This is a genomic window from Paenibacillus polymyxa, assembly GCF_018614975.1.
In the GTDB taxonomy this organism is placed as follows: domain Bacteria; phylum Bacillota; class Bacilli; order Paenibacillales; family Paenibacillaceae; genus Paenibacillus; species Paenibacillus polymyxa_E.
On the sequence record NZ_JAGGNR010000008.1, the window covers coordinates 129,006 to 152,304 of the forward strand.

The window sequence follows — 23,299 nt, forward strand, 5'->3', positions numbered from 1 at the left end:
GGATGCCTCCTTCTACAACACAGATTGATTATCGTTTAATTTGCTTGTGATTTTGTTTGCCGTGACGAGTAGAATGACAGAGATGATTGAGACACCCAAGCCAACGGCCGTTGCATATGAAAAGTCACCCTGAGACATCCCCATACGATACACGTATGAATTGATGACTTCCGCTTTGTCGCGGTTCTGAGAGTTCATGAGAACCAGCGTCTGATCCAGATTCGATCCTAATAAACCGCTTACAGTTAGAATCAGATTTAGGCTGATAATTGATCTCATATTAGGCAATGTAATGTTCCAGATCTGTCTGAGACGGCTTGCACCATCAATTTTGGCAGCTTCATAATACGTTGGATCAATCTTTGCCATGATCGCCAGATACAGAATCGTTCCCCAGCCTGCCTCTTTCCAAATATCCGATAAAGTAGCAATCCACCAGTACTTGCCTGCATCCAGCAAGATGTTCTGCGGTTGCGAGATCACTCCCAGGCTAAGTAACAACTGATTAAATAACCCCGTTGTTGAAAACCAGGTGATCAGCATTCCCCCAAGTACAATCCAGGACAAGAAGTGAGGTAAATATGAAACCGTTTGCACAAACTTCTTGAATCGTCCGCTGTTTAACTCATAGATCATGATCGCCAGAATAATAGGAATGACGAACCCGATACCTAATTTCAAAAAACTGATCCCCAGCGTATTCACGACTGCATCCCAGAAGTATTTGTCTGATAAAATGATTCTGAAATTATCCAGCCCTACCCAAGGAGCGGTGGCCAGCGTATCAATGACCGTGTAATTTTTGAAGGCAATTGTCAAACCATAAATCGGGATGTAACAGAAAATAATCATAAAGATAATGCCCGGGATAATCATCGATTGAATCTCCCATTGTCTCCGATAATCGACTATGAATTCTTTAATCCGTTGTCCGATGGGCTTCTTTCCATTGGGACTGATCGCATTTTTACCGGTTGATGTCTCTACGGCTAATTTATCCACGTTCTTTTACTCCCCTCCATCATGCATGCATGTTCATAAAAACGTTTTTATTTTTCAACATAAAAAACTCTTTGTTTATATTTATGTAAAAAAGACCGGAGAAGAAGCTGAGTCAACTTATGTACGGTAGTCTTTCCGGTCGATCTTCACATGGCTTGAACCTCTCACCACCAGCTCACCCGCCAATTTCTGTGCAGCCCCTTGTTCCTTCTCCTTGATCATACCCACCAGTTGATTGATTGCCAGGATACCCTGTCTTGCAATTTGATTTCTTACCGTTGTAAGCGGTGGAGAAAAATACTGTGCAATATCAATATCGTCAAAACCCACGACACTAACATCTTGAGGCACTTCAAAACCCTCAGATTTCAACGCATGCATACAGCCAATTGCACTCAAGTCATTCCCTGCAAGAAATGCATCAGGCCGCTTGCCGGGGTGTAAATGAAGAAAAGATTTTATCGCACTATACGTGCTCTCCTCCTCAAAATACCCTTGTATAATGTAATCTTCATCGATTGGAAGCTGGTATTCACGCAAGGCAGCCAGATAGCCATCTCTACGCTGCACACTGTCAAACATCGTCTCCACACCCGAAATATAAGCAATTTTCTTGTGCCCCAGCCCAATTAAATACTTGGTTGCTTCATAAGCCGCCACATACGAGTCAAAAATGACACTTCCCATCGTATCGCTCTGATAGACCCGATCCAGAAAAACAGCCTTGATCTTGTCTTTCTCCATGGCGATAATATCTTGCTCATCGATCCGAAGCTCTTCGTAAATAATGACACCGTCCACCCGCCGACCCAGAATATTACTCATAATAACGTGTTTATCCTTGGTCACAAATACATTCAAACCATACCCAAGACGATCACATTCGCGAGACATCGACTCAACCAGCTTATAGAAATACGGACCGGATACACTGGTGGTGAAAAAACCGAGCATTTTGGTTTGACCGGACTTCAACAGCTTTCCGTTCAGATTGGGCACATAATTTAAACGCTCTGCCACCTTCAGAACATGTGATTTCGTCTCCGGGTTCAAGACATCCACACCATTCAAGGCGTTGGAGACAGTAGATATGGATACGCCTGCTTCCCTTGCTACATCTTTAATCGTTATCTTTGCCATAATTTTTGTCCCTTTACTATAAAAACGTTTTTATAATGTTTAAATTATCATAAAACCGTTTTCATGGCAACACTTTAATTTGCAAGTTCAGGCATCATGTACTTTATTCATAGCTATATGTCACTGCGGGCGCAAAAAAACGGCTCATGTATGAGCCGCCGTTCATGAAGCTTTAACTTTCTATTCCTCATCCTGGATATACATGGAGTGAATCTGTTGCAGTTGCTCTTCCAGACGTTCCAAGCGAACAAAACGATCGGCTCGAATATATTCCTTCTGTTCCACAATCATGATCATTGTTGGAACGGTAAAAATAAGAAACTTGGAAGCAACCTCTTCCACTTCATTAGCATTAATGTGACCCAGGTATATTGATGGATAAGGTTCAAGCAACGCCCTGATCTTGGGAAGTAAAGCGTGACATACACTGCACTCTGGACGAGATACATACAAAAAAACCAATTCATGTTGTTGAATAACTTCTTCAACCATTTCTATGGATGTTAACTCATGAATATCTTTCATAGAACCTCAGCCCTTTCAGTCATTCGATGGCTTAACCTCCGAATTAGTCGCCTGCTTTCATTTAGTCATATTGATTTTTATTTCCAATCTCTCTTCCGAAGATAAGATTCAAATACAAAAGTTCCAAACGGCAAAAGACCGGCCAGTCCACCCATTAACCAGCGTGTTATCTTCCACTTTTTGACTAGAGCCAAGTGAACTAGCGCAATAAGGTACAAAGGAAACAAAATACCATGAATCATGCCCATTACGGCTACAGCGGAAGAGATATCTGCAAAATATTTCAGAGGCATAGCAATAAAAATCAACAGAAGTAAGGATACGCCCTCCCATATGCCCGCAATTCTGAATCGGCCTGTCACTGTCTTCATAAAGTCCATTCTCACCTTTCCCGCTAATCATTTGTGAAATATGTAACTTGTAACATGATACAAAAACTTCACGCCACATCTCTATACAGATATGTCGTTCTGAAGCTCATATTCAGTATAACGTATGTGTCCGATTCGAAGATGCTTCAAATTTGAATAATTATTGAATCCATAAAACCAGATCCCTACATCAGGTCTTACGAATTCAAGTCGTCTCACGCTCAATCAGCTGGTATGTTAACTGCTCTGTCTTCAGCTCTGTTTTACCCAATACGGCCCACAATTGATGGAAAGCCTGGGTGGCTTGCTCCGCAATCGGATTGTGTATGGTCGTGATCCCGAGGACACGGGAAAGCTCGATATTATCAAACCCTACAATGGCGAGTTGTTCAGGTACCTGAATATTTCGTCTGCGTGCTTCACTCAGAATGCCAATGGCTGCATAATCATTCGAACATAATACAGCCTGCGGAAGCTCTGGCCCCTCTGCCATTCTGCGCATCGCTTCTTCGCCATCGGAGGAGCTGAATACGGAATATTGATACGCTTCAGTCCACACATGCAACCCTCTGCTCTTCATGAAAGATTCATAGGCTTCACGGCGACTCTGGGTATTCAGACTTTCAGCCCTGCCGAATGCATTCGCAATTCGGGTGTATCCTCTTGATACCAGATGCTCCAGAGCTAACTTATACCCTTCTGCCTGATCCATAGCGACAGACGGAATCTCGTCATTCCCCATTCGCTGCCAGGAGACAATGGGTCCATACTCCATGTAAACCTTTAATTTCCGAGGATCATTGACACAGGCAATAATAACTAGCCCATCCACTCGTTTGCTGCGCAGATCTTCGAACGCCTGCAATTCAATCTCCGGATCTCCACGGGATGTATAGATAATCGTCTGAAACCCAAAATCCATGGCTGTATCAATGAATTGATTCATGAATGTAAGAATGATCTCACCTGTGGTAGAGGTCACAATTCCAATCTGCTTTGTTTGCCCTGTAGATAGCGATATCGCATTCCGGTTGGGAATATAATTCAACTGTTTCATGATATTCGTTATGATCTGTCTTGCTTCATCACTAACATGCGGAGAATGATTAATTACACGTGACACTGTCGCTTTTGAGTAACCGGACCGCTTCATAATTTCATCAAACTTGGACATCGGAGACTCCCTTCTTGCTAACGAACTATAGAATAATAGTATGCATCAAATCTGGGGCAAAAGTAAAACTTGACGTGTAACCCGTTACAACGTTTAAGCTTTTTTTATGCAATATAATTGTTAATCTGGCAACAATCAATTTGATGAATGGAGCGATACACATGAGCAACTCTCAAAATCGTACCTATCAATTCCCGGAAAATTTCCTGTGGGGTGGCGCAATTGCAGCCAACCAGGCTGAAGGTGCATACAATCAAGGCGGCAAAGGATTATCTACTCAGGATGTAGCTCCCAAAGGCATCATGGGGCCAATCACGGAAGAACCAACTGAAGATAACATGAAACTGATCGGTATCGATCTGTATCATCGTTACAAGGAAGATGTGAAACTGTTTGCCGAGATGGGCTTCAAGGTATTCCGTACTTCCATCGCCTGGTCACGGATTTTCCCAAAAGGGGATGAGCTGGAACCAAATGAAGAAGGATTGCAATTCTACGACGATCTGTTTGACGAGTGTCACAAATACGGGATCGAACCACTGGTTACGCTATCCCACTATGAGACACCTCTTCACTTGTCCAAAGAATATGATGGTTGGGTTAACCGGAAAATGGTTGGATTCTATGAGCGTTATGTAACTGCCGTATTCAAACGTTATAAGGACAAAGTAAAATACTGGCTTACCTTTAACGAAATCAATTCGATTCTTGAAGCACCCTTCATGAGTGGAGGCATCTACACGCCGAAGGATAAGCTAAGCAAGCAAGATCTGTATCAAGCGATCCATCATGAGTTTGTAGCCAGTGCTTCCGCTGTGAAGCTCTGTCATGAGATTATACCTACGGCACAGATTGGTTGTATGATGCTCAGTATGCCTACCTACCCGCTGACACCGAATCCAGACGATATGATCAAAGTCATGGAATTCGAGCATAGCAACTATTTCTTCGGTGATGTACACGTAAGAGGTCGCTACCCTGGTTATATGAAACGTTACTTCCGTGAAAATGGAATTGAGATTCAGATGGAAGCTGGCGACGAGGAAATGTTGCTTAATACGGTAGACTTTATCTCTTTCAGTTATTACATGAGCATCTGTCAGACAGCAGACCCGGAGAAACAAATCGCAGGTGAAGGTAACCTGCTTGGGGGTGTACCTAACCCTTATCTGCCAGCAAGTGAATGGGGATGGCAGATTGATCCGCAAGGCTTGCGTTATGTGCTTAACATGTTCTATGACCGTTATCAAAAACCACTGTTTATTGTAGAAAATGGTCTTGGTGCTGTTGATGAGTTGATCACGGGTGCTGACGGCGAGAAAACAGTAGAAGATGACTACCGAATCCAGTATCTGAATGATCATCTGGTTCAAGTTGGTGAAGCTATTGAAGATGGCGTTGAAATTATGGGTTATACATCATGGGGTTGTATTGATGTTGTCAGTGCATCTTCTGCCCAGTTGAAAAAACGTTATGGCTATATCTATGTTGATCGTCATGATGATGGATCAGGAACACTCGAACGTTACCGCAAGAAATCCTTCCATTGGTACAAAGAAGTGATCAGCAGTAACGGGAAAAGTTTGCGGCGTTAAGGTTTTTTAAGCAAATGTAACATATTCATCCGTCTATCCCCCAGCAAATCACATGAAAAAGTGTCGGTTATACGATACCTTGGCATGTTTTCTGTGTGGGGGATTTTATTTTATTTTCAAGCGTAACAACAATAAAAAAACCTCTACACCCATTAGACTGTGGGATTGCAGAGGTTCAGGCTTTTGTTCAATTTACAATTTCTTTATCCTAAGCAACCGCTTGAACGGTTTTTTCCTTAACGCTAATGGCATAGATGGCAGACACCAAACCAAGCAGAATCAGCACAGAACCAACCCATCCGGTGTTTAGAATCGATGAGTGATCAATCACCATGCCGCCGATATAGGTACCCAGTGCAATACCTGCATGTGCAATACCTGAGTTGGTGCTGATTAGCGTTTCGGCTGTTTCCGGCGAAGTTTTGATAATGAGACTATTCTGTACAGGCGTAACGGTCCAGCTCAGTGCACTCCAGATGCTTAACAGCAGCAAGAAGGCGATCAAAGGCAATCCCACACTGAACGGAATGACAGCCATACTCACGATAAAGGGAATCAGCACAATGACTATCGCTTTAGCAGGGTGCAGACGATCGGATAACATGCCACCTATGCCTCCACCTGCGACAGCCGCGATCCCAAACATCATATAGATAAAGGTGACCATCGTCGCGCTGGCACCCAGCGTTTCTTGCAAGAATGGCGTGAAATACGCATATAAAGTCAAATGACCCGCGAGAACAAGCAAAGTCGTAACATGGATTGCCAACATTTTTGGATTCCACAGAGCCATAAGCTGTTTCTTCAGAGATACGGCTGGAATAGGCTGTACACGGTCCATTGCAATCCAGATGGCTACCATAACCACTGCTGTGAGAATAGCGATTAACATAAACACCTCACGCCAGCCTGCCACGTTGCCTACAAAGATACCAAGCGGTACACCCAGAATAAGTGATGCACTGCCTCCCATGGTAATAATCCCCACGGCTCGTCCTTTATATTGTGGTTCTACAATGCGCGCTGCAAGGGTCAGGGAGAGTACAAAAATTAGTGAACCCGTTGCGGCTCCGAGTGCTCTACCCGCCATCAGCATATAAAAGCTCGAACTAAATGCAGATATCAGATTACTGATCAGGAAAACAAATAGCGTACACATATATACCTTTTTACGCTCGAATCTGGCCGTCATATTTAATAAAATCGGTGCAGACAACGCATAGACAAGTGAGAAAATAGAGATTAAATACCCAGCTTTCGCCAGGGAAAGATGAAGATCCGTAGCAATCAGGTCCAGAATTCCGCCCAAGATCAGTTCAACGGTTCCGACCACAAATGCTGCGATAGCAAGCACATATACTTTCTTATTCATGTTGAATCCTCCTCAAAAAGTTACAACTACGATAGTAACCTATAAGTTTGGATGTTTCAACACTTATTTTCATGATTATTTCAAAAAAAGATATAACAAAAAAAACCATTCTCCAAGAGAATAGTTTTAATAGATCAATCTGGTGAGCAGTCGCTCGATTTCAGCATCCTGTAACAGTTGGTCACCGTATTTTTTGGTAATTTGAGTGAGCGCAACATCATGGTAGAAATAATCAGTCATCGCTTTAACAATCGGTTTGGACATCGTCTTGATCGCTCGCCATGAATCATGCTCCACACCGGCAAACAGCAGATACGCATGATCCACAATAAGCAGCTGTGAAGGTTCCGGCGCATCAAGCAATGGAATCAACGAGTACATCCGGTTTAAGGATGTCTCCATGCCACCAACGGCAAGCACTTCAACGTACACTCCTTGCTTTTCCTTCTGTTCCAGCAGTTCACGATATTTCTCCATTCGCTCATTCCAGGCCAGAAAAAGAATAGATGAATCTGCTTCCTCGATAAGCTGTTCGATATTCGATGCGATCGACGACTCGTCTTTTAACGTCCAGATATGCTCATCCGTGAATGTACGTTTGATTTTGTAACTCTTCAATTCCTCAATATCTTTCTCAAAATCAGCCTTGATCTTATGAATAATAGACTGAAGATCCACAGCCATATATAGTTTCTTCTTCCCATCCATGGTTGTCAGCACCGTTCCCTTGTCGATCAGGCGGTTAAGTACTTCATAGATTTTGGCTTTGGGAACGTTGGAGTAATTTACAATCGATGTAGCATCAAGAGGTTCATCCTGCGTGAATATAGCCTCGTATACCTGACTTTCATATTGTGTAAATCCGAATTTCTGCAACATGGTTTGGATCTGCGCATCCCTTCTTAGTGTGTCTGGTCTATCTAGTTTAGACGCATGAACTTCCCATGTCCAGTATGTCCCAACTGACCTAGGAATGTGGAATCTAAATTAAAATTTAGCGATGTCCCCAAAATAAAATCACTTTCCAGTGGTTATATTAACAATTGGGATACAAATTTCACTTGCGGAAGGAGCTGTAACTTTATATGGAAAGCACTCAAGATTTTGTGAAGAAAGTTAATGAAAATGCCGAAAAAGATCGTCATAACAAAAACAACGGCAAGGGAACACCAGGGGACAAGTTGCCATCGAAACAGCATTCTACGAATAAGTAGAGTCTATTTATTGAGCAGCATGACTTCCGTCTAGCACTCCACTCCTCTACTTTTCATCTACTATTAAGAACCTTTAATAGAAAAGAGATGATTAGTATGGCTCGTGTCAATGCTGTTCCTCAACCGGATCTGGTATTAATCTATTGGTCTAGAAATCCGCTCATTCCCGGTTCTGCGCGCAGAATCCAAAGTGTGCGTGTAATTGGTAATACGTCTCCATGTACATTCACACTGGTTCCCGGTGCACGACTGATTAATGCACTGAACTGCTTGCTGGACAATGATATTGGATTCAAAGTGGTATATCGCCACAAAACCTCAGAAATCAGTGGGGTTCTGTTATTGAAACGCAGATAATCAGAGCAAAAAAAATGGTGCCTCTCCTTATGGGAGCGCACCATTTTTCATTTTTAGAGTTAAACAATTTATCCCCAAAAAGAAATGAATCAGTTGCAATTCTATTCTTAAGCCATTAAAATGAAGTCTTTTGTAGAGATACATAGACATAGCGATTTTCGGTTATATTCCACCGAGGTTTGCTAACTACGATATGAAACCTTACAATCCTGTGTACGTAAAGTAATATTTACCTATTAAGATATAGAGGATACCATTATTTATTTTGATGACAATGAGGGATACTATGAAAAAACAGTTTATGGTACTTGGCCTTGGACGATTCGGTTCAAGCTTGACACACACACTCATTAAAAATGGACATGAAGTGCTCGCTGTAGACAAAAGCGAAACTCTTGTTCAGGAGATTTCAACGGTGGCAACCCATGCGGTACAAGCAGATTGCACTGACAAATCAGTCCTTATCGAGCTTGGGGCAAGCAACTTTTCACACGCCATTGTCGCAATCGGCGAAGATCTGCAAGCAAGCATACTGACCACTCTGTTATTGAAAGAGCTTAATGTGCCCAAAGTAACAGCTAAGGCTAAAAATGACAACCACGGCAGTGTGCTTAGCAAGATTGGTGCGGATCAGATTGTTTACCCAGAACGTGATATGGCCACGAGACTGGGTAATCAGCTTAGTTCAGACAACATCATTGATTCCATTGAATTGTCTTCAGATTATAATCTGGTCGAGATCAAAGCTCCCGTAAGTATGAATCAGAAGACATTGCTAGAACTCAACATTCGGGCTGAATATGGATGTACCGTTATCGCCATCAAAACGGGGAATAACCTGAATATCTCACCCATGGCAGAAGACACAGTCCGTGCGGGAGATAAGCTCTTGTTAATAGGCAGTAACGATGACATTCGGAATCTGGAGAGTGATTATGAGCCGAAATAAACGTGGTCCGGGAACTTCGTCTCTGAACAAAATCGAATCCATTGTGAACAAATTGAAAAATAATATGAGCCCTCCTCAACTTATCATGATCATCTTCTTTGCTCTCATCTGGATCGGGGCCTTGTTACTTGCACTTCCGGTATCTTCTAGTACCGGGACATCCATTGGTTTACTTGATGCCTTGTTCACAGCAACCTCTGCTATATGTGTAAACGGGCTGATTGTTCTGGATACAGGGACTGTCTTTTCTACATTTGGACAAGTCATTATCATGATTTTGATTCAGGTTGGCGGATTGGGTTTCATGACACTAGGTGTAATGGTAGCCATTATTCTGGGGAAACGGATTGGCTTGAAACAGAGGCTTCTTATCCAACAAGCCACCAATACATCCTCTGCTCAAGGTCTGGTTAGGCTATCGATGTATATTGTGCTTATCGCCTTTGCTTTTGAAGCTCTGGCTACATTGGTTCTTGCATTGCGCTGGCAGAGCGATCTGGGATGGGGACAAGCTTTCTATTATGCGATATTCCATTCCGTCTCTGCCTTCAATAACGCCGGTTTCTCTCTTTGGACTGACAGCCTTACTCCATTTGTTGGCGACCCGGTTGTTAATCTTACGGTCATTACGCTCTTTGTCATTGGCGGCTTGGGTTACATTGTGGTTGTGGATGTATTCCGCAAGCGTTCATGGAGAAAGCTCTCCCTGCATTCAAAGATTGTATTAATCGGCAGTTTTTCTCTATACTTGTTTGGATTCATCACCATCTTCTTAATCGAGAGTTGGAATCCTTCTACGTTCGCTGATTTATCTTTCGGTGAACGCATATGGGCTTCTCTTTTTCAGGGTACTGCTCCTAGAAGCTCTGGGTTCAATACCATTGACATTGGTAGTATGTTGGCAACATCCCAATTTTTCATTATTATCCTGATGTTCATTGGGGCTTCTTCCGGTGGAACAGGTGGAGGAATTAAAATCAATACGTTTGTGGTCCTTGTTCTTGCGACCATTCAAACATTTCGGGGTGGTGGGCAAATTCATGCTTTTGAGCGTAAAATTGCAGAAGAAACCGTGATGCGCGCACTGGCTGTTGTCTTAAGTGCCCTTGCCTTTGTACTTGGAATCTCCATTTTGTTATCCATATCGGAAGGCATTCTTGAAAATCATTTTCTGGATGTTCTGTTTGAAGCCACTTCGGCTTTTAGCACCACAGGACTATCGATGGGTCTGACAAGTGAGTTGAGTGTCGCCGGTAAAATTATAGTCACCATTACGATGTTTGCAGGACGATTGGGACCACTAACTCTGGCTTTTGCATTGGCGCAGAAGAAACGCACATCCAAAATCGGTTATGCAGAGGATCATGTCCTCATTGGTTAACATCCGGCCATAGCAAAATGCCCCCTTATCGCAAACGACAGACGTGTGCTTAAGGGGGCTTTATTTATATATTTTTCTTACAAAAGATTCATAATGAGAACATTTACCGAATGAGCGGGCAAACCAACGATCGCCGAATCACCATCCAGCTGTATCTCCTGTTCTTGCGGAACCACTTTCTCATCATTCTTCTGATTCACATTCGGAATATGCACCAAATGATCTTCTCCCGTAAGCGTGATCAGTCTGGCTGAAGCATCAACTTTCAGATCCTGAAGGCAAATCCGGGTTGATTTATCCACACCATCTGCATTCACCAGTTTCACATACACATGCCCTGCGTCCTTCGTAACGGAGTGGAATACTTCCCGGTTGTAGGCTTCCAGCTTGTAATCCAGAACCTTGCTGGCATTACGTCCGTCTGTATAGGAGCAGACCAGATTTTTTCCTGTATCCCCACCATAATTAACCGTGATCGTATAGTTGGTCCCATTCTCGAGTGGTTCATAGTTGGCCGCTCTCAAGTTACCTGCTGCCGAACTGGATGAATAGTCTCCCAATGTATACCCCTCGATTCCTTGTTTATATACCTTCACGCCTGTTGCGTTCCCGCCGTAACTGATTGCGTACTCGATGACATCCTTGTTCTCGGGTGAGATATCCGTCAATCCCACGCCAATGTAAAAACCATCTTCACCTGAAATTCTTTCAGCCTCAACGTGAACTTTGTAGTTGGTCCAATCGTCATTCAGCAGGTACAATCCATTTAATCCACTTGCTTGTGCGTTCAATGTGAGCCCTTTTCCTGCAGTTAACGTATATCCTTCCGATCCGGGAATTTGATTCCATACATCACTAGGCTCCGAACATTCCCTGAAATCTTCATCTAACAGTACGGTGCCATCCTCATTGGACGTGACCGTGACTCGCTTCACCACGATGTCTGCATGACCTGTTGCAATCTCGATACCGCCACGCGGAATGAGATTCAGCGGTTTGCCTTTGCTATAGGTGGAGAATGAAGTTTCAAGCACCTGATCCCCTACATATTTTGCAAAAAGCTGCTGTACATAATAATTCGGTGTATACCACACGGTTTCATCATCAAACCAGATGCAGTCTGGCGTCCAGCGGTAGGTACCGTCTGTTAGTACTTTGTTGAACAATGGCGCATAGGCAGCCAAACGAACAACGTCTGCATTATTTTCAAATCCAGTCATGATTGCTGCTTCCGCAACTGCTCCTGCCAGCGTGTTTTTGTCCGTGGACGCATATTCTCCCACAAATACTTTGGATGTTTCTTTCCAATCGATACTTCCGTCTTCGTGATAAGCACGGTCATAGTAATTGTACCGATCCACGTTATTCAGCAGATATTCATTGGATCGATAATAGTGCTCATCCGCGATGGTGTCCATGTAATTGTCCTGATTCTCATACCAGGTTACCGTCTCCTCAGTCACCTCTGTGCCATCTGCAAAAGCGACCTGAGCTGATCCGGTCAGATTCCCGCTGAGGAACTTCCATCCTTCCTGGTAAGCATCATCATCCGCCTGAGCACCAACCGTCGAGATAATATGCAGCTCATGATCAGGATAATTCCGTTTCATGTACTCATCTATCGAACGTTTGAATACTTCAAAGTTGGCAAAAAATTCAGTTCCCCAGTTCTCATTGCCTACGCCCAGATAACGAAGATCAAACGGTTCAGGATGTCCCATCTGGCTTCGTACTGCTGCCCATTCATTATGTTCAATGTCTGTACTGAGCGCAAAATCAATCAGGTCTGTAAAGTTCCGGATATAATAATCTCGCAAAGCGCCACCCGCAGGGTGAGCATAATCCGAGCGTGCCTGACATAACACACCACAAGCCATAACTGGAACCGGAGCAGCATTCAGATCTTCCGCCAGTTGGAAGTACTCCATATAACCAAGCCCCATCGTCATCATGTAACCCCAAACATTATAATTCTCTTTGCGGAGCTCAACCGGACCCACAGAATCCTTCCAGTCATATACGTTATCCCAGATAAAAGACCCCTCCGAGATACATCCTCCCGGAAAACGCAGGAACTTCGGATGCAGATCTGCGAGTGCCTGAATTAGATCTTTTCTCAATCGATAGTTCGGATTACCTGTGTAGTTGGCATGTGGTGTAGCCGATATTCCCTCTTCTGTCGGATCAGCTCCCCATACATTCTGAGGGACCAAGGACACCATATCAATCGAGATGTCACCTGTAAAAGTGAGTACCAGTTGTCCGAGCGCCGTCTCCGCTCCGTTCACAGTTAAACCATACTTCTTCCACGTGTTCCCGCCTTCAACATGTAGCATTACCGAATCACTGATGGAAATTTCACTTCCATCCTGCAACTGAACCGTGATCGTTCCTGCCGATTCTGCTTTTGCCCATACAGTAAAGTCATATAATTCACCCTGCTTGATGGACATGGCACAATGCTGATTGGAGTCAGAAAATCCGCGATTTCGAATCGTTGCCCCATTCTGAACCGTTACATAATAAGCATTTACTTCAGGGTCTTCCACGTTAAAGTGAACGTTCAGTCCATCCGTATGCTGTACGAGCATTTTCCCCGTATCACCTGACCAGGCAAACAAAGGTTCACGATTCCGACCTGTCGAACAACCACATTCTCCAGAGTCATGCGAGTACGTATCGAATGCAAAAGATTCAAATGATCGATTCTGGACAAGCTCCGCATAGATTCCGCCATCTGCCGCATTGTTAATATCCTCGTAAAAAAGTCCATACATGACTTCGCTAATGTCAGCCACCTTCTGATCTCCATGGATGGTGACCGTATAAGGCGGAAGATGCGCCGGCACAACAGAGACCTCAAAGCGTTGACTCAGCTCGCTAGCACCTCTGTTCAGAAGCGCACAGAGCGTAACCTCTTGCCCCGATGTGATTGCCTGAACCTCTCCGTTCTCGGACAGGACTTCCGGATTACTGGAACTCCACTGAACCGTCACTTTACCACCCAGCAAATCTGCGGGCAGTAACACATCTTTGGTGATAATTCGGTTCGGGAATGACAAGTACTTGTCTGCCGCAAGCTTCACAATCGCTTCATCTGTCAGTGATTCACACATGACTTCAATAACTTCATCCATGGTAAGAGCTGCTTGATAGATCCGAAAGTCGGATAACGAACCTCCAAAATCCGCATCAGCTGCATACTGGGAACGTCCAATATAATTCTGACTATAATTCTCAGGATCGGTGAAAGAACCAAACCATTCGCGCAGTTTGGCATAGTTGCCGCTCGACGTCTGACTGATCGAACCGTCTGCCGCCTTCTCCCCGTTCACATACACAATTGGACCCGCACTGCTGAGCGTCCCCCCTTGGCTGCCTGCCACGGAAAGTGCGATATGCATCCATTCTCCACTTGCAACTCCTCGACTTGGGTGGACAACCAGATTATCACCAGCATATAACGTACCCAGGAGCTGACGTGTCAGAAACAAATATGGCCCCTTCTCCCCTTTACCAAAGTCAAAAATGCGCTCCCACACATTAGACCCCTTACCGAGAAACACCCACGTTGCAATCGTAATTCCTGTGTTATCGCTTACATCCCTAAGCAGATTCGAGGGTAATTGCAGATAAGAAGTTCCATTCGCTCCCCCGTTGAAAGTCACCGCCGATCTACCTTTTACTTCCGATACCCCAGGCAGGATCTCACCTTTGGCTATACCATCATGTCCCTTACCGGAGCTGTCCTTCCCAATCTGAACGGTATCTTCAAACGTGTATTGTGCGATTAATTGATTTTGATATGTACTCATGTTTTTACCTCCTATGTAGTTGGGAATTGTCAGTTCACGCTTTTGATTCGTATTAATATAAAATGATTGATGAATAGTTAAACACATTTCTTAAACGTAATAATATCGCATCATAGTTCCCCATTTCAATCCTAAATTTGAGAAAGATGACTGGTTTATTTGAATGTAATGACCCTTATCAGCTCTTCCCGTCTCTCTTTATTTATTCATTTTAGTCTTATTAGCATTACATTTATGGTTTACAAACATATAAATCAATTGATAATATAACAAATGAAAGCGCTTGATATATTAAGTCAGTCAAAGGAGGTCTGCCGAACCTTATATCATGTGTTGCCAAGTATCGGTTAATTTTTCATTCCGGGAAATAGGAAAGGGGAAACGTATGAAACGTTATTGGGTACGCGTACTTAATATTTCTGTACTAAGCACCACATTACTTACTGCAACAACTTTGGCACCGGTCTCGGTGTTCGCAAATGGTTCAGGGGCAACCGTGGGTAACTCGCAGACTTCCACCACACCTATCGCAAATCCTGCTCCATCATTCAAAAATGTTTCCGTTCATGACCCATCTGTCATTAAGGTGGATGATACGTTTTATATTTTTGGTTCACATCTGCAAGTAGCTAAATCCAAAGACTTTTTGAACTGGGATCTCGTCGCATCGGGTGTTACGGATAACAACCCTGTTGTCCCCAATGTAACCAAGGAATTCGCTGAAGCGTTGGAATGGGCGCAGACGGATACGTTATGGGCGGCAGATGTCATTCAGCTCGCGGACGGCAAATTTCATATGTACTACAATGCTTGTAAAGGGGACTCTCCGCGATCAGCGCTTGGCATTGCTGTCGCAGACCATATTGAAGGCCCTTATAAGGATCAGGGTATTCTATTGAAATCCGGCATGTGGGATCAGATCAGTGAGGATGGCACCATTTACGATGCAACGATTCATCCCAATGTGGTCGATCCTGATGTCTTTTATGATAAAAACGGCAAGTTATGGATGGTGTATGGCTCGTATTCCGGAGGAATTTTCATTTTGGAGATGGATGCGACAACTGGCAAACCGCTGCCGAATCAAGGTTATGGCAAGAAACTGACCGGAGGCAACCATAGTCGTATTGAAGCCCCTTATATGCTCTACAGTCCCGAAACCGATTATTATTATCTGTACCTGTCTTACGGCGGACTGGGTGCTGACGGAGGATATAACATACGTGTAGCTCGCTCCCAAACACCGGATGGGCCTTTCCTCGATGCCGAAGGAAACGATATGATCAACGTGAAGGCGGACAAGGATAAACCATTGTTTGACGATCGTTCGATTGAGCCTTTTGGAGTCAAATTAATGGGAAACTTCCTGTTCGAGAGACAGCTCGGCGATCCGGGTACAGGTGTGGGGACCGGCTATGTATCACCAGGACATAACTCTGCTTACGTTGATGAGGAGACCGGCAAACAATATCTCATCTTCCATTCCCGTTTTCCGGGGCGTGGTGAAGAACATGAAGTTCGCGTACATGAGATGCATATGAATGCGGATGGGTGGCCTGTTGTTTCTCCGTATCGTTATGCGGCCTTGGAAGAGAACACCACGCAACTGACAACTCAGGATATCGCTGGTAAGTACCAATGGGTGAATCATGGTAAGGACATCACAGCAGACATCAAGCCATCCCAGACGGTTCAGTTCACAGCAGATGGGCAGATTCATGGTGCCGTGACAGGGACATGGAGTCTTGGTGCAGACAACAAGGTTCAGATCACAGCGAATAACGTTGTGTACAAAGGCGTTTTCACACATGAATGGAATTCGGAATCTCAAAGTACGGTTCTGACCTTTAGCGCTCTCTCCTCCTCCGGGATAGCCGTCTGGGGAAGTCAAGGTGTTGAACGGAGTGATCAGAACATTGTAGATGCGGTGAAAGAGGATCTGAGCATTAGCAATACGGATCATGTGTTCTTCAATCTATCTCTGCCAACCAAGGGAACAAGTGATGCAGACATTACGTGGAAAAGCTCCAATACTTCGGCTCTGTCCGCTACAGGGGTAGTACAGCGACCACGCGCTGGTAAGGGGGATGCCAAAGTGAAATTAACCGCCACCATTCGTAAAGGAACTGCTGTAAGCTCCAAAACGTTTAACGTTATCATTCCACAGCAAGCGGTAAGCCCATTGCTCGGGGAGTATACTTTTGAACACAAGAAACTTGCCAAAGTCGCACAGGATTACAGTAAAAACGGATATCACGGACAAGCCTTTAACGTGGTCAGTTCTGCTGCTGGTGGCAAAAATCAGGCTGCTACATTTAACGGTATCGACAGTTACATTCAGTTACCTGGTCTCATTACAGATACAACAGATTTCACGTTTAGCGCCTGGGTCAATTGGGACGGTGACGGGTCCTGGCAGCGTATTTTCGACTTTGGAAATGGCTTGACCAGACACATGTTCCTTACTCCATCCCAGCATAATGGAGCATTACAATTCACCATTCATAATGAGGGTCGGGATCAGAGCCTGATTGCTGCAGCTCCACTACCTTCCAAAAAGTGGGTTCATGTGGCTGTAACCCTTCAGGGTGATGTAGGGACTCTATATGTAAATGGCACATCGGTTGCAAGCAGCTCTGAGATTACTTTTAACCCGAAGGATCTGCAAGTGACAGAAGCTTATCTGGGCAAGAGTCGTTATACGGATGATCCGTTCTACAAAGGCAGCTTGGATAATGTAAGAGTGTATGATAAAGCATTAACAGCCAAGGAAATCCAGCGTCAGGCCAAAGAAAAGCCTTAACTCAGAGTCCCCTATCGCAAGCGGTTGGGCTCCATAGTGCACACATCAATAAAGCAGCCAATGTTTTGAACTGAACCCTTTGTTAGACATGACTAACAAGGGAGTTGCAGTTCATTACAGCAGGCTGCTTTATTTTCACTTCGAATAATGAATAACCATGCTTAACTTGATAGCCGAAGCTCCCGGATTAATATAGGCATGGGGCTTGTCTGCTCGGAAACGGATCGACTCCCCTTGGTTCAACGTATATTCTTCCGTCCCCACCCGAATCCTAACTTCCCCTTCAAAGACAGTAATAAATTCTTCCGTTCCTTCGATGTGTGGTTCAGCACTTAAAGAAGATTCCACATCCATCTCCATCATGTACATTTCAAAGCGACGTCCTTCTTCAAAAGGAAAATGCGGATATATTCGAACCCTGCCCCCGTCTTCCATCAATACTTGAATATCATCCCCCGTTACAACGGTCGTATCTGACTTTGGCTCGTGAATCAAAGCAGTGAAGGAGGTTTTCAGGCCATTAGCAATCTTCCATACGGTTGCAATGGATGGATTGGATTCACCACGTTCAATCTGACCAAGCATGGTCTTGCTAATGCCAGACATTTCGGCGACCTTGTCCAGACTAAGTTTTCTTTGTTCCCTAAGCTGTTTCAGGTTCTGAGCAAGAATACGATTAATGTTTTTCAAAATCCATCCTCCTCATTTTATAATTATGTTGTGCTATATAACGTACGTGTTGTACAATAATAAAGACCATACGCTATAACGTACATTTTAAGTCATTATATCACACAACCAAGAAAACGTGGAGGAACCATGAACATTATACCTTTAGTGACATATGCAATCATCGCTTCATTTACACCCGGACCCAACAACATCATTTCCATGACGCATGCCAGAAATCAGGGTTTCCGCAAGACCCTTCCATTTATTAGTGGAGTTGCAGCCGGCTGCCTGCTAATCATGTTTCTGTCCAGTTATTTCAACCTTATTCTTCATCAATATATTCCCAGGATCACACCCGTATTAAACGTGTTAGGATGTGTGTACATGCTCTATCTGGCGCTCAAAATCATGCGAAGTAAACCTGCAGATTCGCAAGAAAACAAGGTCACTCATTATTCATTTCTATTTGGGTTCACTCTGCAATTCATTAATCCCAAAGTCATCCTGTATGGACTTACGGCCATTTCCGTTTTTGTTCTGCCTCTTGGGCAGTCCCATGTTCAATTAATTGTGTTTTCCTTACTGCTCACCTTCATCGGCATTAGTGCCAACATGACCTGGGCGTTCGGTGGCATGTTATTCCAGAGCTTTCTATTAAGATACGAGCGTCCTGTTAATATCGTCATGGGTATGTTGTTAATTTACAGTGCACTATCCATTCTGATGTAAAATGCAATAGAAAAAGCGTCCACTCAATTGATGAGCTGAACGCTTTTATTTTTTCATCCTAATTCCGGTCTCCACCAAGGATGTGTAGGGTAATCCTCCGTATGAAGTACAACCCTCTCGCCGATTTTGGGAGTTGCAATCTTAACGTTCAAAGCATGTGCAGCCTTCGTAATTCGTTCGACTGGTTCATTCCAGGCATGATAGGCCAGCGTAAATGCGGCCCAATGAATCGGGATAAGCAACTTACCCCCTACATCCAAATGCGCTTGCACCGTTTCTTCCGGCATCATGTGAATGTTGGACCACCGCTCGTCATATTGCCCACATTCCATCAAGGTGAGGTCAAATGGACCGTATTTACTGCCAATCTCCTTGAAATGAGGACCATATCCGCTATCTCCACTAAAGAACACCTTTGTATGTTGTCCAGCGATGACCCACGAACACCATAAGGTAGAATTACGGTCGAATAATCCTCTGCCCGAGAAATGTCTTGCTGGCGTGCAAGCCAATGTTAGACCTTTGAACGATAACTCATCCCACCAGTTATGCTCAGTAATCTGTTCCGAAGGCACACCCAGTTGAATCAGTCGACGACGGACGCCAAGTGGCACGATAAATCGCTTTGTTTTATCCTTCAATCTGCGGATGGAGTCATAGTCCAGATGATCATAATGGTCATGCGATATAATGATTGCATCTAGCGTTGGGAAATCCTCCGGTTGAATTGGTAGATTCGTGCTGTAACGTTTGGTACCCGCCCAGGATACGGGGGATGGACGATTACCCAGCATCGGATCAAAGAGTAATCTGTGCCCTTCAGTTTCAAGCAAAAAAGCCGAATGTCCGAACCATGTAACCTGTGGATTATCAGATGCACTGAATGATTCAGCAGGTTCACATATCTCCATCGGCATCGTGCCCGATGGCCTCCGCTCTACACCTCCACGCATGGAATCTCGCAATATACTGATCAAGGACTTGAAGTTCATTCCAGCTGATGTCGGGAGCTGATTTTCGTATTTTGTCATTATACATACCTTCTGTTCTATATAATCAATCTAGGTTCAATATTTGGATGAGAAATATTCATATCGTAGCTATATATTAATTCATTGGCCGTTGATATTCAATTTTCGGTTAATTAAGATAGAATTAAGAGTCTGTTTTCTCTCGTATAAGATTGGGCATATATGATAGAGAAAATACATGGAGAGTATGTGAGAAAACATGAAGAAATGGCGTAAAAGATTAGTTAAGTTTTTGATATTCGACCTGGCGGTAGTTATTTTGCTTCTGGGTACTGGCGTGATCTACCAACAAGTGGGTTTAAGGCAGGATGCAAAAATGCTCGTACCTCCTGGAAAGCTCTACAAAGTACATGGAGACAATATGCATCTATATACTGGCGGAGAAGGCGATGTAACAGTCGTGCTCGCCTCCGGCTGGGGGACCGCTAATCCCTATGTAGATTATTATCCATTATATGAAAAGCTTACTCCCAACACAAAATTCGCTGTATATGACCGATTTGGCTATGGATACAGTGATCAGACCGATAAGAAACGTGATGTCGATACCGTAGCTGAAGAATTACACGAGTTGTTGCAGGTATCTGGACAGAAGCCACCTTATGTATTAGTTGGACATTCACTCGGCTCGCTGGAGACCATCCGTTTCGCACAAAAATACCCGGATCTCGTCAAAGGTATCGTCATGATTGATGGCGGAAGCCCCGAATATTATTCGAATGACGATGACTCTTTGGCAGATACAATTGGTGGTTTTGCGAATAAATTCCGTATCCAAACTGGACTGTTCCGCCTGTCCATGCAATCTGACTTGGTTGTCGAAACTTCCAATGCCAATCGTAATGAACTGAAACTTGTACCCGACGATCTGAAAAAATTGGATACAACTGCATTGTTGCACAACTATGGCAATGCGAACACGTTGGATGAATTACGTGAAATAGCTGAAAATGCCAAAGTGGTTGTAGATCACAAACAAACCTTACCGTTTCCGCTCACCATACTGACGGCTGATTACCTTGGTGCAAGTGAACCCGAATGGGATAAATCACAATTAGAATTTACGTCCTGGTCGGAACAGTCCAAACATGTAACCGTTAAGGATACCGAGCATTATATTCATCAGTATCACCCGGATCTGGTAGCCGATGAAATATTGGCTTTAGTGAAGAAGTAGCTTACATTCAAACAAGTTAAGACTCCTCTATATCATGAAAGAAACCCCAAAGACCGTGGAGAGTCTTTGGGGTTTTTAGTATGAGAGTTATGCTAACGCCAATCATAGCCGTTGTGACCTGAGAACGCTGTAAGCTTGTTGTATGTTAGGATCATCTATGTAGCCTCTATTCTTCGTCTCCTTCCTGTTCACTGCATCCCCCAATAAATGGAACACATAATCCCGTATCAGGACAAAACCCCGGGTTATCCATGCATAACGCCTCGGTATAACCAGGATTCTGCCGGCTGAGGAATTTGAAATAGCATACAATCTCATGATTGCGAACGGGTAAACTGTTCAGCTGGAACGAGAGCGGAATCTTTGTATTCACATGACGATAAAATAGTCCGTTTTTGGTAAGTGGAGGCGGATAGGTCTTAGCTGGCAAAGTCGGAATGATGTCGTGCACATTCACTATACGAAAACTGTTTTTTACCGTTTGGTTGAAAGAGGACGCAAATTCCGGGTCTGCGACACGTGGACTGCCATATGTATACACGATCGGATGTTTAAACCTGTTGTTCACTGCAATATCCAAAGCAGTCAATACGGCTAAAGCCCCTCCCAAGCTGTGCCCTGCAACAAACAGTCTTTTGTTCATAGAAAGCTTGTTCAATTCCTCGAACAATTTTTCTCGTGCTGATTGGTAAATACATGTAAATCCGCGATGAGTCTTTCCAACATTTCTGACAAAAGGATACGGCATTTGAAAAAGGTCCTGGTCCGACTCATTGTCCTTAAAGGTTCGGGTTCCTCTATAAATGATTACAACATTGTCTTTCGACTCCGCGATGAAGCCAAATACTTCTTGTTCCGGCTCCTCGACACCAGCAAGCGCGAGAATGTTGAATCGAAGAGTATAGCCTTGCGGCAGAACAACCTTTTCGTTCTCAAAAAGTCGGTACGCCTGATTGATCATGGCCGCAAGCAATATCGCGTCTTTGCTGCTGTACATGGTTGGATTTTCCATAAATACAGCCCCTCCTTATATTCAAGGCTTCGAACTCTAACATCCCTGAAACGGAAAGCACATGCCGGTATCGGGACAGAAGCCCGGATTATTGTGGCATAGCGCTTTGGCAAATTCGGGATTCTTTTGGCTGAGCTTGTTAAAATAGCAAGCAATCGAGTCGTTGCGCGACACATTGTTCAGTTGAAAAGAGATAGGTACCTTCGTTTTTACATGCTGATAAGTAATTCCTCTCTTTGTAAAGGGAGGAGGATACCTGCGGGCCGGGAACGTCGGGAAAGTGTCATGAATGTTGACAACTCGCGCACTGTGTTTAACTGTACTGTTAAATCGGGAAACGAAGCTGGGATCTCCGATACGCGGACTGCCAAACGTATAGACGACCGGATGTTTAAACCCGGTGTTTACCGCAACATCCAAAGCGGCCAGCGTAGCCAAAGCTCCGCCGTAGTTGTGGCCGGTAATATACAGCCTTTTAGCTGTCGAGAGCTTTTTTAATTCACGGATCAAGTTGTTTCGGGTAGATCGATACAAGCATGTAAAGCCACGCGAGGTTTTCCCTCCGTTTCGGACGAAAGGATACGGAATCAGAAAGATATCATACGAGGCAAGAAGGTCTGACGGATACGAAGCGTACCCTCTAAACGCAACAACGATTTGATCCCTTGACTCGGCAATAAATCCGAATACAAGCTCCGTAGGATTCTCGACGTCGGCAGAAGCGCGAATCGTAGAGCGGAGCTTAAATCCTTTCGGTAAGACCAGCTTTCCCTCAAAAAATAACGAGTACGTCTGATAGCTCATTGCGGCGAGGAATATGGCTGTTTTAATGTTAAAAACAGTTGTTTTATAAGTTATACTCATCTGTACAACTCCTTTCCCCATGAGAGCTTATTCTTCGTTTACTTCCTCTGCTTGAACAATCCGTGACGTATCGACAGTATTTAAACATTTGTGCTAGGAGCTGTTCCTTGATTATT

The 23,299-nt window shown here is 44.0% G+C and carries 20 protein-coding genes; 8 read left to right on the forward strand and 12 right to left on the reverse strand.

Annotated elements, in window-relative coordinates:
- Positions 1-12: 12 nt before the first annotated feature.
- The 5 genes from J7E78_RS04030 to J7E78_RS04050 form a co-directional block, all read right to left on the reverse strand.
- Positions 13-1,002 (reverse strand): ABC transporter permease, encoded by a 990-nt coding sequence (locus J7E78_RS04030; protein ID WP_206099103.1) that lies wholly within the window; start codon positions 1,000-1,002, stop codon positions 13-15.
- 117 nt (positions 1,003-1,119) lie between these two features.
- Positions 1,120-2,142, reverse strand: coding sequence for a LacI family DNA-binding transcriptional regulator (locus J7E78_RS04035; RefSeq protein WP_215075047.1), 1,023 nt, complete (start codon positions 2,140-2,142; stop codon positions 1,120-1,122).
- Positions 2,143-2,322: 180 nt separating this feature from the next.
- Complete coding sequence (locus J7E78_RS04040; protein WP_215075048.1) at positions 2,323-2,667, reverse strand: thioredoxin family protein; 345 nt, start codon at positions 2,665-2,667, stop codon at positions 2,323-2,325.
- Positions 2,668-2,744: 77 nt separating this feature from the next.
- Entirely contained in the window at positions 2,745-3,038 is a 294-nt protein-coding gene (locus J7E78_RS04045) for a DUF3817 domain-containing protein (RefSeq protein WP_036608336.1), read from the reverse strand.
- Between the two features lie 205 nt (positions 3,039-3,243).
- The gene (locus J7E78_RS04050) at positions 3,244-4,212 is read right to left on the reverse strand and encodes a LacI family DNA-binding transcriptional regulator (RefSeq protein ID WP_215075049.1); all 969 of its coding nucleotides are present in this window, start codon (positions 4,210-4,212) and stop codon (positions 3,244-3,246) included.
- Between the two features lie 161 nt (positions 4,213-4,373).
- Here J7E78_RS04050 and J7E78_RS04055 point away from each other — a divergent pair, with 161 nt between their 5' ends.
- A complete protein-coding gene (locus J7E78_RS04055) occupies positions 4,374-5,807 on the forward strand; it encodes a glycoside hydrolase family 1 protein (RefSeq protein ID WP_215075050.1) in 1,434 nt (477 codons plus the stop codon).
- Positions 5,808-6,015: 208 nt separating this feature from the next.
- Here J7E78_RS04055 and J7E78_RS04060 read toward each other — a convergent pair whose 3' ends face one another.
- Both J7E78_RS04060 and J7E78_RS04065 read right to left on the reverse strand, forming a co-directional pair.
- Positions 6,016-7,179 carry an MFS transporter gene (locus J7E78_RS04060; RefSeq protein ID WP_215075051.1) on the reverse strand — a complete coding sequence of 388 codons (1,164 nt, stop codon included), beginning with the start codon at positions 7,177-7,179 and terminating at the stop codon, positions 6,016-6,018.
- A 126-nt stretch (positions 7,180-7,305) separates the two neighbouring features.
- Positions 7,306-8,058, reverse strand: coding sequence for a TrmB family transcriptional regulator (locus J7E78_RS04065; RefSeq protein ID WP_215075052.1), 753 nt, complete (start codon positions 8,056-8,058; stop codon positions 7,306-7,308).
- Between the two features lie 206 nt (positions 8,059-8,264).
- Here J7E78_RS04065 and J7E78_RS04070 point away from each other — a divergent pair, with 206 nt between their 5' ends.
- The 4 genes from J7E78_RS04070 (at position 8,265) to J7E78_RS04085 (ending at position 11,080) form a co-directional block, all read left to right on the forward strand.
- Positions 8,265-8,393, forward strand: coding sequence for a DUF4023 family protein (locus tag J7E78_RS04070; protein WP_215075053.1), 129 nt, complete (start codon positions 8,265-8,267; stop codon positions 8,391-8,393).
- A 96-nt stretch (positions 8,394-8,489) separates the two neighbouring features.
- Positions 8,490-8,750 carry a hypothetical protein gene (locus J7E78_RS04075; protein ID WP_215075054.1) on the forward strand — a complete coding sequence of 87 codons (261 nt, stop codon included), beginning with the start codon at positions 8,490-8,492 and terminating at the stop codon, positions 8,748-8,750.
- A gap of 286 nt (positions 8,751-9,036) precedes the next feature.
- Positions 9,037-9,699, forward strand: a complete 663-nt coding sequence (locus J7E78_RS04080; protein ID WP_215075055.1) for a potassium channel family protein — start codon at positions 9,037-9,039, stop codon at positions 9,697-9,699.
- On the forward strand, positions 9,683-11,080 hold the full coding sequence (locus tag J7E78_RS04085) for a TrkH family potassium uptake protein (RefSeq protein ID WP_215075535.1): 1,398 nt from the start codon (positions 9,683-9,685) through the stop codon (positions 11,078-11,080). The genes J7E78_RS04080 and J7E78_RS04085 overlap by 17 nt, the downstream gene beginning before the upstream one ends.
- A 77-nt stretch (positions 11,081-11,157) precedes the next feature.
- Here the strand turns inward: J7E78_RS04085 and J7E78_RS04090 are convergent, their stop codons facing one another.
- Complete coding sequence (locus J7E78_RS04090) at positions 11,158-14,895, reverse strand: alpha-L-arabinofuranosidase C-terminal domain-containing protein (RefSeq protein WP_215075056.1); 3,738 nt, start codon at positions 14,893-14,895, stop codon at positions 11,158-11,160.
- A gap of 385 nt (positions 14,896-15,280) precedes the next feature.
- On the opposite strand from J7E78_RS04090, the gene J7E78_RS04095 reads away from it, so the two are divergent.
- The gene (locus J7E78_RS04095) at positions 15,281-17,698 is read left to right on the forward strand and encodes a family 43 glycosylhydrolase (protein ID WP_215075057.1); all 2,418 of its coding nucleotides are present in this window, start codon (positions 15,281-15,283) and stop codon (positions 17,696-17,698) included.
- 135 nt (positions 17,699-17,833) lie between these two features.
- On the opposite strand, the gene J7E78_RS04100 is transcribed toward J7E78_RS04095, so the two are convergent.
- The gene (locus J7E78_RS04100; RefSeq protein WP_215075058.1) at positions 17,834-18,388 is read right to left on the reverse strand and encodes a helix-turn-helix domain-containing protein; all 555 of its coding nucleotides are present in this window, start codon (positions 18,386-18,388) and stop codon (positions 17,834-17,836) included.
- A 129-nt stretch (positions 18,389-18,517) separates the two neighbouring features.
- Between J7E78_RS04100 and J7E78_RS04105 the strand changes: the two genes are divergently transcribed.
- The gene (locus J7E78_RS04105) at positions 18,518-19,099 is read left to right on the forward strand and encodes a LysE family transporter (protein WP_215075059.1); all 582 of its coding nucleotides are present in this window, start codon (positions 18,518-18,520) and stop codon (positions 19,097-19,099) included.
- Between the two features lie 53 nt (positions 19,100-19,152).
- On the opposite strand, the gene J7E78_RS04110 is transcribed toward J7E78_RS04105, so the two are convergent.
- Positions 19,153-20,130 (reverse strand): MBL fold metallo-hydrolase, encoded by a 978-nt coding sequence (locus J7E78_RS04110; RefSeq protein WP_215075060.1) that lies wholly within the window; start codon positions 20,128-20,130, stop codon positions 19,153-19,155.
- A gap of 199 nt (positions 20,131-20,329) precedes the next feature.
- Here J7E78_RS04110 and J7E78_RS04115 point away from each other — a divergent pair, with 199 nt between their 5' ends.
- Entirely contained in the window at positions 20,330-21,307 is a 978-nt protein-coding gene (locus J7E78_RS04115) for an alpha/beta fold hydrolase (RefSeq protein WP_215075061.1), read from the forward strand.
- A gap of 166 nt (positions 21,308-21,473) precedes the next feature.
- Here the strand turns inward: J7E78_RS04115 and J7E78_RS04120 are convergent, their stop codons facing one another.
- Positions 21,474-22,319 (reverse strand): lipase family protein, encoded by an 846-nt coding sequence (locus tag J7E78_RS04120; protein WP_215075062.1) that lies wholly within the window; start codon positions 22,317-22,319, stop codon positions 21,474-21,476.
- A 36-nt stretch (positions 22,320-22,355) separates the two neighbouring features.
- Positions 22,356-23,183, reverse strand: a complete 828-nt coding sequence (locus J7E78_RS04125) for a lipase family protein (protein ID WP_215075063.1) — start codon at positions 23,181-23,183, stop codon at positions 22,356-22,358.
- Between the last annotated feature and the right edge of the window lie 116 nt (positions 23,184-23,299).